General features: G+C 44.1%; 11 protein-coding genes. 5 read left to right on the top strand and 6 right to left on the bottom strand.

Going from position 1 to position 13,076, the window contains the following annotated elements; all coding sequences use genetic code 11:
* Positions 1-2: 2 nt before the first annotated feature.
* Both B3R63_RS00060 and B3R63_RS00055 read right to left on the bottom strand, forming a co-directional pair.
* Positions 3-1,835, bottom strand: coding sequence for a cation:proton antiporter (locus B3R63_RS00060; RefSeq protein ID WP_286727443.1), 1,833 nt, complete (start codon positions 1,833-1,835; stop codon positions 3-5).
* Between the two features lie 83 nt (positions 1,836-1,918).
* A complete protein-coding gene (locus tag B3R63_RS00055; protein ID WP_286727442.1) occupies positions 1,919-4,144 on the bottom strand; it encodes a primosomal protein N' in 2,226 nt (741 codons plus the stop codon).
* 155 nt (positions 4,145-4,299) lie between these two features.
* Here B3R63_RS00055 and gspF point away from each other — a divergent pair, with 155 nt between their 5' ends.
* From gspF to B3R63_RS00040, 3 genes are all read left to right on the top strand, one after another.
* Positions 4,300-5,505, top strand: a complete 1,206-nt coding sequence (gene gspF / locus B3R63_RS00050; protein WP_101160415.1) for a type II secretion system inner membrane protein GspF — start codon at positions 4,300-4,302, stop codon at positions 5,503-5,505.
* Positions 5,506-5,542: 37 nt separating this feature from the next.
* Positions 5,543-5,980 (top strand): type II secretion system major pseudopilin GspG, encoded by a 438-nt coding sequence (gene gspG / locus B3R63_RS00045; RefSeq protein WP_005023137.1) that lies wholly within the window; start codon positions 5,543-5,545, stop codon positions 5,978-5,980.
* A 336-nt stretch (positions 5,981-6,316) separates the two neighbouring features.
* Entirely contained in the window at positions 6,317-6,652 is a 336-nt protein-coding gene (locus B3R63_RS00040; RefSeq protein WP_005405666.1) for a hypothetical protein, read from the top strand.
* A 78-nt stretch (positions 6,653-6,730) separates the two neighbouring features.
* Here B3R63_RS00040 and lnt read toward each other — a convergent pair whose 3' ends face one another.
* From lnt to B3R63_RS00025, 3 genes are all read right to left on the bottom strand, one after another.
* Positions 6,731-8,290 carry an apolipoprotein N-acyltransferase gene (gene lnt / locus B3R63_RS00035; RefSeq protein ID WP_286727435.1) on the bottom strand — a complete coding sequence of 520 codons (1,560 nt, stop codon included), beginning with the start codon at positions 8,288-8,290 and terminating at the stop codon, positions 6,731-6,733.
* The gene (locus B3R63_RS00030; protein WP_005016900.1) at positions 8,287-9,126 is read right to left on the bottom strand and encodes an HlyC/CorC family transporter; all 840 of its coding nucleotides are present in this window, start codon (positions 9,124-9,126) and stop codon (positions 8,287-8,289) included. Before B3R63_RS00030 ends, lnt begins: the two co-directional genes overlap by 4 nt.
* Before the next feature lie 234 nt (positions 9,127-9,360).
* Positions 9,361-10,482, bottom strand: coding sequence for a hypothetical protein (locus B3R63_RS00025; protein WP_286727433.1), 1,122 nt, complete (start codon positions 10,480-10,482; stop codon positions 9,361-9,363).
* Positions 10,483-10,739: 257 nt separating this feature from the next.
* Here B3R63_RS00025 and tusA point away from each other — a divergent pair, with 257 nt between their 5' ends.
* Both tusA and B3R63_RS00015 read left to right on the top strand, forming a co-directional pair.
* Entirely contained in the window at positions 10,740-10,997 is a 258-nt protein-coding gene (tusA, locus tag B3R63_RS00020) for a sulfurtransferase TusA (RefSeq protein ID WP_005023146.1), read from the top strand.
* A 6-nt stretch (positions 10,998-11,003) separates the two neighbouring features.
* A complete protein-coding gene (locus B3R63_RS00015) occupies positions 11,004-11,603 on the top strand; it encodes a LysE/ArgO family amino acid transporter (RefSeq protein WP_017400679.1) in 600 nt (199 codons plus the stop codon).
* Positions 11,604-11,676: 73 nt separating this feature from the next.
* Here B3R63_RS00015 and B3R63_RS00010 read toward each other — a convergent pair.
* Positions 11,677-13,076, bottom strand: a 1,400-nt coding sequence (locus tag B3R63_RS00010) for an electron transfer flavoprotein-ubiquinone oxidoreductase (protein ID WP_286727432.1), incomplete at its 5' end; no start/stop codon positions are given.

The following is a 13,076-nucleotide window of genomic DNA, read 5'->3' as shown; positions in this document are numbered from 1 at the left end:
AGTTAATTTTGACCACCCTGTGTAACATCACTACGATAATTTTCCACATTCGGGTTTAAATCAGATTCTTCATATCTTGCCTGTACCTGCTCATTATAGGCAAACAAATGTTTGAGCTCTGCTAAAGCATTGCCATGGGTTTCATAAATTTTATGATCATCACGATTAAGACGTTGTTGCTGTTTAAGCAGTATTAAGTCGTGCTGGCGAAATGCATCTACTTGCTCATGGGCTTCTTCTAAGGATAAACCATGAGCATGTAACATATATTCTGCCATATCTAATGCAGAAAGCTGGGTTTCCCGCCAGAAATGTTCTATTCCCATATCACGTAGCAAATGTACGTGATAGCGGTCGCGAGCCCGTACCAATAGTTTTAGTTCAGGATAGTTCAGCCGTATATAGCGTACTGCATTCATACAGTCTTCTACATCATCAATGGCGATAACGAGTATCTTGGCCTGTTCAATACCGGCCTGTTGCAGGGTTTGAGAATCAGTAATATCTGCCTCAATAAACCGTCCGCCATACGCTTCAATAAACTCTGCTCCAGGCTGATTATTATCAATGATGGTAAAGGGCAGCAGCTGCTGATGGGCAACTCGGGCAATAATTTGACCAAAACGGCCAAAACCGGCAATGATCAGTGCTGGAGAGGCTTCAGTATTAACATCATCTTGTCTGGTTCGTTCGGGTCGCTGTTTTATAATGTGCTGGGCCAGTAAATAGATAAATGGGCTGAGCAACATTGACAATACAATAACTGCGGTTAGCTGGTTCATTATAACCTGTCCAATTAACTGTTCTTTTAATGCCGCATACAGCACTAGAAAAGTTAGCTCTCCGCTCTGACAAAGTCCTAAACCCAACAAACTTGCATTACTCCAGTTCAGGCGCGAGTAATGTCCAAGTATAGCTAATACAATTGACTTAATGATCAGTAGGGCCGCAACCAGAGAGACAATAAAGACTGGGGACTGTGTAATCACAGCGAATGAAGCATATAAACCAAGACTTAGAAAGAAAAAACCGGACATCAGGCTACGAAAAGGTTTGATCATGGTTTCAAACGCATGTCGAAAAGGAGTATCTGCCAGTAACATCCCTGCCAGTAATGCACCAATCAGCACATGCAGCCCTAAAGCATCTACGGTAAGAAAAATGGCCAGTACGGTAAACAGGGCTGTAGCGGCCATCAGTTCGATACTGTTTTGTTTGGCCAGATAATTTAAAAATGGCTGGATCAGATAACGGCCAAAAAGAAAAACGCCACTAATAGTTGCAAGAGTTGCAGCAAAATAGGCAATCCCATGCTGTGAACTTTCAGTACGGGTAAATAAGGGTAATAAGGCAATTAGGAATATAGCGACCAATGCCTGTGCCAGAGTAACTGCAAGCGTGTATTGACCAGTAGTGGTATTAAGCTGTTCATATTGTGTCTGTAACTGCAGGGCCAGAATCATGGCAGAGAGGGCTAAAGCAAAACCGACAATAAAACTGTTCAGCAGCGGTAACTGCAATACAGTTATTCCCAAGGTTACGATGAGCCCTGCAGTGATAACAATTTGAATACCGCCCAATTTAATCAGGTGTGATCGCATCAACCAGATGCGTTGCGGCCTGAGTTCCAGTCCTACTAAAAATACAAGAAGAATCGATGCATAAACTATAAAATTCTGAATCAGGGAGAATTCAATCAGATTAAATCCGCTTTGACCCAGAATTAAGCCTGTTACCAGATAGCCGAGCACTGACGTCAAGCCTAAACGTCTGCTCAGGGCTACAAGGATTAAAGATGCTCCAAGAAAAATCGTCATATATAACATCAAAGACATAAGTTTATCCCGGGCGTTTGTTTTGTTCTTTGTACTATTAAACCTGAAAATACTGCCAAGCTGTAGAGGCCGCTCGTATCTGTCTAGCTGAGTTCCTGTGGATCAACGTCGATACTCAGCTTTAACTGATGCTGTCGTGGCTGTTGTACTACCATCACCCACCATTGCCGTAAATAAAAATGCAGCTGTGCCCGGTCAGCTGAAAGCAGGACCAGATGGGCCCGGTAGCGACCCGCCTTACGCTCCATAGGGGCAGGGATAGGGCCCCAGATATCAACCTGACTACCTGCAAGTTCACGTAGCTTACGAGCAATTTCAGCTAAAAATTCCTGACTGTATTGCTGGTTTCTGGAGTCGGCTCGTACCAGTACCGTATAACGATAAGGCGGCAGCTGTGCCTGCTGGCGCTCAATGAGTGCTTGTTTGGCAAAAGCACGGTAGTCTTTCTCGATCAATGTAGTTAACAGTGGATGATCAGGCCTTAAAGTTTGCAGATAGACTTCGCCTCTGCGGTCTCCACGGCCAGCACGACCAGCCACCTGAATGATGAGCTGGGCTGTACGTTCCGGCGCACGAAAATCAAAGCTGAGCAGTCCGGCATCAATATCCAGAATCGCAACCAAGGTCACGTAGGGAAAATGATGGCCCTTGGCTAACATTTGGGTACCGAGTAAAATAGCAGGCTGGCTTTGATGAATCCGCTGATAGATACGGTCCCATTGGCCAACCCGGCTGGTACTGTCACGGTCCACACGAATTACATCAAAATCTGGAAAGAGCTCGGTCAGGGTTTCTTCAACCTTGGCAGTGCCCATCCCGAGCGTTTTTAAGGTCGTTTGCTGACATTCGGGACAGCTTTCCGGTACACGATGAATGGAACCACAATGATGACAGTGCAGATGATTATAGGGCTGTGTATGCAGAGTAAAATGCGCATCACAATGGGGGCAGTTGGCCTGCCAGCCACAATGATTACAGACCAGTACCGGCGCATAACCACGCCGGTTTAAAAAAACCAGCACCTGTTCTTTTTTGTCCAGCCGCTGCTGAATCTGCTTGATGAGCTGTTCACTAATTCCATGCTGTTTTTTGGCTACTTTCAGATCTATTAACTGCATTTTGGGTAAGACCGCATTGCCAGCCCGCTGGTTAAGTTCCAGTCGTGTCAGTTTATTCTGTTCTACCAGATGATAGCTATCCAGACTGGGTGTGGCTGAGCCAAGAATAATCGGACAGTTTTCCAGATGGGCACGGTAGAGAGCTACGTCACGGGCATGGTAGCGAAAGCCTTCCTGTTGCTTGAATGACAGATCATGCTCCTCATCCAGAATAATCAGTCCCAGCCGGGGCAACGACGTATAAATTGCTGAACGGGTTCCGAGAATAATGGAAGCCTTGCCGGTTTGGGCATGCTGCCATGCTTGCAAACGTTTGGATTCACTCAAACCAGAATGTAATAGTACAATATCTACATTAAACCGTGATTTAAACCGGGAAATGGTTTGAGGTGTCAACCCGATTTCGGGAACCAGAACCAATATCTGCTTGCCCTGTTTTAGTACTTCGTACATCACCTGCAAATAAACTTCTGTTTTGCCGCTACCAGTCAAACCATCAAGTAAGAAGGCCTGAAATTTCTTCAATGATTTTAAAATACGCTGAATTGCTTTGTGCTGTTCTTCATTGGGTGTGAGTGGCATTTGCGCCAGCTGCACCGGTTCAGGCGTGGTATTTATTGCTGTTAATTCACAGCGAACAATTTCTTTTTTTTCAAGAGTTTTTAAGGTGGCAGTTTCAACACCACTTAAATTCAGAATGTCTTCTGTTGTACCGGCTGCATGTAATTTTAAAATCTTATAAGCATCTTGCTGCTTGATTGAACGCTTGAGCAGCTGTTCTGCATCAGGCTGTACCACCTTCCAGACTCGAGCCAGCAGATTTAGCGGTTTACCCTGACGCAACAGGCCGGGTAGAGCACATTGCATTACCTCACCCAAAGGAAATTGATAATACTGTGCAGACCATGTCAACAAACTTAAAACTTTGTTGTCTATAATGGCTTCCTTGTCGAGCAGCTCAGTAATAGTCTTAAGCTTGATACGCGGATCAGGCATAACATCGGGAGAGATTTTCTCTACAATGATACCAATCAGATTCTGCCGTCCAAAAGATACTGCTACCCGCGCACCGACTTCTGCCTGTAAGTATTGTTCGGCACTAAGCAGATAGTCAAAACTATCATAGAGATGAACAGGTACAGCTACCCGGACACGGTATATACAGCAGTTATTATGGGACGAGCTAGGCATATAAATTTCGTTAAAGGTTTTAGATAAAATGGCGTCATGCTATCGACTCGGTTATATTACAGTGAGCAAGCGGACAACAACATGAATATGAATGATCTGTATTGCCTGATGCAACAGCAATGATGATAAATTTTGGGAAAAACTAGAAAACTACAATGCCAGCATATCAATTTACTGCAATGGATGCTTCGGGAAAGCAGCAAAAAGGCATACTGGAAGGCGATTCCGCACGTCAGATACGACAGCAGCTGCGTGATAAAGCATGGATTCCGGTCAGTGTCGAACCAGTAGAAAATAAAGAAAAAGGTCAGACCAGATCATGGCGCAAAAAAGGCTTAAATGCCTATGACCTGGCACTTATGACCCGTCAGCTTTCAGTGCTGGTCGCGGCCGCAATTCCGTTAGAAGAAGCTATTCGGGCTGTAGGCAAACAAAGTGAAAAAGTACATGTACAGAATTTACTGATGTCGGTACGTTCCAAGGTGCTCGAAGGCCATTCACTGGCTCAGGCTATACAACAGTCTGGGCGTTTTCCTGATCTTTATATTGCCACCATCGCAGCGGGTGAGCGTTCAGGGCATCTGGACCTAATTCTGGATCAGCTGGCCGACTATACAGAAAACCGCTTTGCCATGCAGAAGAAAATTCAGGGGGCAATGATTTATCCGATTATCTTGATGCTGATGTCATTTGCGATCGTAATGGGATTAATGACCTATGTAGTGCCGGATATTGTAAAAACATTTGATCAGAGCAAGCAGGCACTTCCCGCCATTACGGTTATTTTAATGAAGACCAGTGATTTTATCCGTCAGGCTTGGCCATTTTTACTGGTGATCAGTGTAGTGGGTATTATGCTGCTGATACGTTTTTTAAAGACTTCAGCCGGCCATTATACCTTTGACCGCTTTGTACTGAAGTTGCCTCTCTTTGGTAAATTGGCTCGTGGTATCAATGCTGCCCGTTTTGCCAGTACCCTGTCTATTTTAACCCGCTCCGGCGTACCTTTGGTTGATGCGCTTAAAATTGGTGCGGCGGTCAGTAATAATTGGGTAATCCGGGATTCTGTCAATCTTGCCGCAGAAAAAGTAACAGAAGGCGGTAACCTAGCGACCCAGCTTGAACGTGCCGGTTATTTTCCACCAATGATGGTACAGATGATTCGCAGTGGCGAGGCATCCGGTGAGTTGGACCGCATGCTGGAGCGGGCATCTACCATGCAGGACCGTGAAGTGGCTACTTTTATATCTACGTTACTGGCTTTGCTGGAACCGCTGATGCTGGTTCTCATGGCCGGTATTGTGCTGGTAATAGTAATTGCAGTGATGTTACCTATCGTGAATATGAACAATATGGTTTAATTTTTTTAAAGACTATAAGTAAAGTGAGAAAATTTTAATGCAGAACAAGAGTTATCGAACCCGTCAGTCTGGTTTTACCCTGATTGAAGTCATGGTGGTAATTGTGATTTTAGGTGTACTGGCAGCGCTGATTGTACCGAATGTAATGGGACGAGGTGAAAAAGCCAAGATTGATACCACAGTCATTACCTTAAAAGGTGTAGCAGGGGCATTGGATCAATACAAACTCGATAATGGCCAATTTCCTTCAATGCAGGATGGGGGACTGGATGCATTGGTTAATCAGCCAGCGACAGCCAAGAACTGGCTACCGGGAGGTTATGTAAAAGGGGGCTACCCTAAAGATAGCTGGGATAATGATATCCAGTATGTAATTCCCGGTTCAGAAGGCCGTAGCTATGACCTGTATTCATTTGGCGCAGATGGTAAACAGGGTGGTGAAGGTACAGATGCCGATATTTATTACCAGCCGTAAGTTTTATAATATTTAATACGAGTATAAATAAAATGAGTATGGCGAAAGGAATAGAATGATGGGGTTAAATTTAAAATATAAATAGTAAATAAATAGCTTCACTTAATATAGACAGTAAATATTAAGTGAAGTGATAATAATTCTTGATATTTAATATTATTTAAATAATTGTTTTTAATTAATTTTATGATATGATTTTATTTAATGTTAATAATAAGAATTATTTTCATATCGAATAGTTACAATAATAGTGAAACATGAATAAAAATAAACTTCTTATTTAAAAAAAGATTGAATAATATATTTATAGACAGTAAATGTCAGGGAGTCATAAATATGAAAGCAGTCTTATTCTCAGATAATTTAAACTCACTGCATTTAACCATGCTTAAATCTGTGCTTTTGGTGCTGAGCTTATTACCTGTCAGCCATTTCATTTTAGACTTCTGGCAAACCGTAGAGGGCAGTAGTCAGATTATGGTGGGTTTCTTCGCAACCAGTTTAATAGGTGCTTTAATTTTTTTAAGTTTCTGGGCTGCTTTAAAAACTAGTGCTGTAGAGCTCACAATGGAAATACCCAATCGCTGGGAGCAGTGTATGCTCAAATTATATCGCCATCTGCCAATGAGTGTTCTGGCTGTCATACTTTCTTATCTGAGTGTTCAGCTTTGATTTTAATGCCTATTTAAAATGTACAAAAAACCGGATGATGAAATCCGGTTTTTTTATCTAGGATAAGAATTTAAGGCCTTAGCGTCGCGATTTAAATGAAACATCTACTTTACGTGGACGATAGATCCAGCCCAAGACCAGAAGAAAAAGTGAAAAGCCCAGAATCGGCCAGTCACTAAAACGGTTATACCAAGTTTGGCCTTGCATGGCCGGCAGTTCGCCGCGCAGTACAAACTCCTGATCAGTTGGAGCCTGTTTTACTATATGACCGGTATGATCAATAAATGCTGTTACACCTGTATTGGTTGCCCGGATAAACCAGCGTCCATTTTCTTTGGCCCGCATCTGAACCATTTGTAAATGCTGCCAAGGTCCAGCTGTACCAGTAAACCAGGCATCATTCGAGACAGTCACCAGAAAGTCACTGGTGCTGGCGTTGCGGCGAGTCAGGTTGGGGTAGGCAATTTCATAACAGATAGCTGATGCTAAGGGATGGTTTTTAATCATCAGTGGTTTTTGTTCGCTTGAACCACGGGAAAAACCACTGAGCATGACATCATTTTGTACACCTGGTAAAACCCAGCTGAGTAAGCCTGAAAGCGGAATATATTCCCCGAATGGAACCAGTCGCTGTTTTTTGTACAGACCTTCTGCTTCACTGCCAGAAGCCATAATACTGTTATAATACATCGGATAACCGGTCTGTTTGGATTCTTTCAAATCCCAATAGGGAATACCAGTTACCCAGGCAGTATCAGTTTTTTCTGCCTGAGCCTGCATAGCTTTTAAAAACGGTTCAATATCACTCTGGAACATTGGAATCGAGGATTCCGGCCAGACAATCAAGTCACGCCCCCATTCGGTCCGGCTCAAATTTACATAAATCATGAGGGTTTTGGCCTGGTATTCAGTCAGCCATTTTAGGTCCTGTGGAATATTGCCCTGAATCAGGGAAACTGATAGCGGTTTGGTTGCTTTCTGTTCAACAAAGTGAAACTGTGCAGCACCCCAAGCTCCCAGCAATAGCACGGTAGAGGGAACCACCCAGAATACCCGTCGATTTAGAACTTCAACCAAGGCACAGGCCAGAGTAATAACAACAAAAGAGACCCCAAACACACCAAAAAGTGGGGCATAGCTGTCTAGGAAGCGTTCAGTAAAGGCATATCCGGCGAATAGCCATGGAAACCCGGTAAACACCCAAGTTTTGGCCCATTCTGAAAATACCCAAAGAGGTGCAAAAGTGAGAGGAGTTTCAGGGAAAAAGCGCCGATAAGCCCAAGCCTGCAAGGCACTAAACAGTCCCATAACCAGTGCCATAATGGCAATCATCAGTACACTGAGGATTGCATTGGTATCGCCATATGTATGGATTGAGGTAAACAGCCAGAATGCACCAACAAACCATAAGCCGAAACCATAGGCCCAGCCAAGTACAAACGCCTGCTTGGCTGAGCGATGACGTAATGACGCATACAAGAGTGCTGGTGAGAGTATCGCCAGCCACCACCAGTAATAAGGGGCCAGCGCAAAGCTAAAAATAGCGCCGGCAAATAAAGAAATTAATAAAGGAAAAATAAGGGGGAGCTGTTTTTTTTGTTCTGAAGTGGATAACAGCTTGTCAAAATATGCTCTCATTTACGTACAGCTCGAATCAGATGAATAGTGCGGGCATCTGCTTCTACAATACTGAATTCCCAGTCTCCAAGTTCAATCACCTGACCTTGCAGGTCACTCACCAGACCGATTTCCTGTAGCAGCAAACCGCCGACAGTTTCTACCTCATCATCAGAAAAATCAGCATCTAAAACTGTGTTGAAGTGTTCGATTGGTGTAAGTGCCTGAACAATCCATGCATTGGCTGTGCTATGTGTCTGGTCTGGAATAATATATTGTGCTTCTTCATCAATCTTGTCGTGTTCATCTTCAATTTCGCCGACAATTTCTTCCAGAATATCTTCAAGTGTTACCAGACCAGAAGTCGAGCCATATTCATCAATAACAATTGCAATATGGGTCTGGGTATTCTTGAGCATTCTCAATACCTGATCTGAGCGTGCACTTTCAGGTACAAACAGCGGTTGACGCATGAGTGCACGTACATCAATTTTAGGTGTTGGCGTGGTCATAAACGGGAGGAGGTCTTTGGCCAGCAAAATTCCGACTACATTATCTGGCTGATCAGATGAAAATACCGGAAAGCGCGAATGTGCCGATTCAATCAGGACATGCAGGATATCAAGTAACTGATCGTCTTCCTGCAGGCTAATAATGGCAGTACGTGGAGTCATAACTTCACGAACTTTAGTGGCTGGCAGGTCAAGTACGCCTTCAAGCATGGCGACAGTATCGGGTTCCAAAAAACGACGTGAATCTTGTACTAGTTTTAACAGTTCATCGCGGGTGCCGGGGGCGGTGCCCAACCATTTGCGTAAGCCTCGCATACCCCACGACGGGCCTGATTCCTCGTGCATGATCTTTCCTAAAGACTCTTGGTAGCTAATAAAAGTAATTTAATCATACCGAAGAAAATAAACCTGTGCATCTACAAACATCAGCGAAAGGATAAAAGTTGCAAACGGCAGAGTCAGAAGTTTTATTTTAGAAAAATTCCAATTTTTATAGATAAATCTAAAAATAGCCCCGGTTTTATATAAAAAAGATTCAAAAGAGCCATAGCCCTCAAGGACTATGGCTGGGGCGTCAAATTAATAACGGGTAGCCAAAACCAGAGGGTCATGACCTTCCATCATGGTTTGATCTAGAAACATAACCTGACCACTATTTTTCCTGACCAGTTCAATGAGGTCATCAATAAGATCATTAGTCTGGGGTTCTATATCGCCTGCATCATTTAGTATAACGCTCTGCTGTTCAGGAGCCAGTTGGCCCGATAGTGTGTGACCCTGACGCACATAAAGCGTTGCAGTATTACCTTCTAATGCTGCCCGATAAATTTCCTGGAGATCTGTCCGAATTCTTGGGGTGCCATAAAGGGACTGCATATTCTGTCGTGCCTGTAATTGCCGCTGCTGCTGGTAGTGCTGTAGCGCAGGCTGAATACTGTTAACAATATGTTGAGCATCACCGTTATCCAGATAAGTTACATTATCAACAGTGGCGATTATTACATTAGGCTGGTCACAAATTTCTTTATAAAAACCGATATTACGTTTGTCACCGATCAGAATTACAGGCAAGTTACGTCTGCCTAAAACTGCCTGCAGGTTCTTGTCAATGTGATTCAAGAACTCTTTGAGATATTTATCTTCATTTATAGAACGTTCAGCAGCACTGGTAGTGGCCAAACTGTCAGTTACTACCGGAAAAGCACCATAAGGCAGATTTTCGAGTAAATCAGTATCTTCTGGATTAAATTCGTGAATAACCCTGTCATCAATTGCCTCAATCAGACGGCCCTTTTCACGGGTAATGACCAGTGCATAATAATGCACGGCAGAAGATAGACTTTTTAAAATATCACGTACAGCAAACTGATCATTGATTACTACACGCTCCACTGTATCAAATGGAAACCGTAATACATGCGCCTGTTCCGGCGAGGCAAAAATAGCCAGCGTATCAAGATTATAATTTGGTCTGAAGTCATTCAACTCCTGGTGAATTTTTCGCATGACCTGCTGGGTAATTTCTGCACCATGTTTTTTCTTCAAGCAATCTTCAGCAGCTTTGAGTTGATTTTTTAAAGCAATCGGATCTTTTTCATTATCTGGAAAAGTACGGTGAGTTTTGACAAAGATACTGACCGCCGGTTTCGCCTGAACCTTTTGCAAGTCCTGTAATATTTTTTGCATTTCCTGATGAAGCATCTTATTCACTCCTGCTATTGCTATAGAGAAAAGTGGGAGGTAAGAACAATCAATTAATAAGAGCGAATAATAAGCTTAGCAATAATCTAAAAAACAGTGCAGTGCTATTGCTATAAGGCTGTAACAAACTATAAGCATGTATAGCTTTGGTATATATGTTTTAAACGGTCCAGTAAAATGCACCCTACAAATAAATCAGTCAGAGTATTGAGCGCTTTATGTTAAAATAGAGCGGTTTATGTCATTCGAGATAGAGCATGTCTGAACCTGCGTTAACGCCTGATATCCAGTTAAATACTCGTGGGTTACGTTGCCCAGAGCCAGTAATGATGCTGCATCAGGCTATTCGAAAAGTAAAAACGGGTGATGTCGTCGAGGTATTCGCAACTGATCCTTCAACCTCTTGGGATATCCCGAAATTCTGTATGCACCTGGGTCACGAGCTACTGCTTCAGGAAGAATTAACAGATACTGAACAGCATAAGGAATATCATTACCTGGTACGTAAGGGTTAATGGTGCGTGAGTAGTTATTTATCTGGCCTGGTTTTAGGGTTCTCCTTGATTATGGCGATTGGGGCACAAAATGCCTTTGTGTTAAAACAGGGGTTGCTCCGTCAGCATGTATTTGCAGTAGCTCTAGTTTGTGCGCTGTCCGATGCACTACTGATTTCTCTTGGTGTTTTTGGCTTTGCCCATCTCTTAAGCCAGCAGGAAGGTCTCATTCAGGCGATGAAATGGTTTGGCGCCATTTTTCTGTTTGGTTACGGACTACGCAGTTTTTATCAGGCCTATAGAGCACAGGAAGGTTTACATGCTTCAAAACAGAAAACTGCTTCTCTGCGTCAGACTATACTGTTATGTTTAACTTTTTCCTGGCTTAATCCCCATGTTTATTTAGATACCGTGGTTCTGCTCGGATCAATCTCATCCCAGTATAGTAATAAGATGGCCTTTGCCAGCGGCGCAGTATCTGCATCCTTTATATTCTTTTTCAGTTTGGCTTTTGGTGCAAGATTATTGGAGCCCGTTTTTGAAAAGCCCAAGGCATGGAAAATTCTGGATATTATAATTGGTATGATTATGTGGCTAATTGCAGCTTCACTGATCGTTAAAGCCTGATCTTTTCTATAAAAATATATACCTGTTATCAATCTCTATAAAAAAGCCCGCTTCATGAAGCGGGCTTTTCTTATTACATATTTGGGTAGTTAGGACCACCACCACCTTCCGGTGTTACCCATGTGATGTTTTGTGAAGGGTCCTTGATGTCACAGGTCTTGCAGTGCACACAGTTCGCTGCATTGATCTGGAACCGTGGTCCAGTCTCTTCCTGAACAATCTCGTAAACCCCGGCCGGACAGTAACGCTGTGCCGGCTCGTCATATTTCGGCAGGTTGACCTCAACCGGAATAGACGCATCAGCCAGCTTGAGGTGGGACGGCTGGTTTTCCTCATGTACCGTGTTGGATACAAAGACGGAAGACAGACGATCAAAGGTCAGCTTGCCATCCGGTTTCGGATAGTTGGGCTTGAAGCTCTCTGCCTCTACAGTTTGCAGGGCCTTGAAGTCGGGCAGCAGGTCGTGCAGGGTAAAAGGAACCTTGAACACATTCTGGTCAATAAAGTTAAAGGCACCGCCAATCCACTGGCCAAACTTGTGCATGGCCGGACCAAAGTTACGGGAGCTGTACAGCTCTTCTTTCAGCCAGCTATGGTTGAACTTGTCGGTATAGGCAGTCAGTTCCTTTTCAAAGAAGTCTTCGCCTTCAGCCGCACGGGCATAGCCCACTTCACCACCTTTTTCTACACCGCGGGCAATCGCTTCAAACACTGCTTCACCGCAGAGCATGCCGGACTTCATGGCAGTGTGTGAACCCTTGATCTTGGCAAAGTTCAGGAAACCCGCATCATCACCGATGAGGCAGCCGCCCGGGAAGGTCAGCTTTGGCAATGAGTTCAGGCCACCTTTGGTGACTGCACGCGCGCCATAAGAAATCCGCTTGCCGCCTTCGAGGTATTGTCTAATCAGGGGATGAGTCTTCCAGCGCTGCATTTCAGCAAACGGGAACATATGCGGATTCTTGTACGACAGATCGACAATCATGCCCAGCGTCACCTGGTTATTTTCGGCATGGTATAGCCACCAGCCCCCAGACGAACCGGTTTCTGATAATGGCCAGCCGGCACCGTGCATCACCAGACCCGGCTTGTGCTTGGCAGGATCAATTTCCCATAGCTCTTTAATACCGATGCCGTAGTGCTGCGGATCGGCATCTTTATCCAGGTTGAATTTCTGGATCAGACGCTTGCCCAAATGGCCACGGCAGCCTTCAGCAAACAGGGTATATTTAGCCAGCAACTCATAGCCCGGCATAAAGTTATGGGTTGGCTGTCCATCTTTGCCAATGCCCATGTCACCGGTCTGGATTCCGCGGACCGAACCATCTTCATGGTAGAGGATTTCTGATGCAGCAAAGCCCGGGAAGATCGAGACTTCCAGCTCCTCTGCCTTGGCACCCAGCCAGCGTACGACATTGCCCAGCGAGATGACGTAGTTGCCATCATTATGCATGGTTTTTGGTACCATCCAGT

The sequence above is a fragment of the Acinetobacter sp. UBA1297 genome (assembly GCF_002307755.1).
Classification (GTDB): domain Bacteria; phylum Pseudomonadota; class Gammaproteobacteria; order Pseudomonadales; family Moraxellaceae; genus Acinetobacter; species Acinetobacter radioresistens.
Note: the sequence above shows the minus strand (reverse complement) of the source record. Positions and strands in the feature narration are given on the sequence as shown.

Bases quoted from the DNA above. Each gene is read 5' to 3' on its own strand.
- B3R63_RS00060 (WP_286727443.1), bottom strand. From the start codon at position 1,835: ATGTCTTTGATGTTATATATGACGATTTTTCTTGGAGCATCTTTAATC.
- B3R63_RS00055 (WP_286727442.1), bottom strand. From the start codon at position 4,144: ATGCCTAGCTCGTCCCATAATAACTGCTGTATATACCGTGTCCGGGTA.
- gspF (WP_101160415.1), top strand. From the start codon at position 4,300: ATGCCAGCATATCAATTTACTGCAATGGATGCTTCGGGAAAGCAGCAA.
- gspG (WP_005023137.1), top strand. From the start codon at position 5,543: ATGCAGAACAAGAGTTATCGAACCCGTCAGTCTGGTTTTACCCTGATT.
- B3R63_RS00040 (WP_005405666.1), top strand. From the start codon at position 6,317: ATGAAAGCAGTCTTATTCTCAGATAATTTAAACTCACTGCATTTAACC.
- lnt (WP_286727435.1), bottom strand. From the start codon at position 8,290: ATGAGAGCATATTTTGACAAGCTGTTATCCACTTCAGAACAAAAAAAA.
- B3R63_RS00030 (WP_005016900.1), bottom strand. From the start codon at position 9,126: ATGCACGAGGAATCAGGCCCGTCGTGGGGTATGCGAGGCTTACGCAAA.
- B3R63_RS00025 (WP_286727433.1), bottom strand. From the start codon at position 10,482: ATGCTTCATCAGGAAATGCAAAAAATATTACAGGACTTGCAAAAGGTT.
- tusA (WP_005023146.1), top strand. From the start codon at position 10,740: ATGTCTGAACCTGCGTTAACGCCTGATATCCAGTTAAATACTCGTGGG.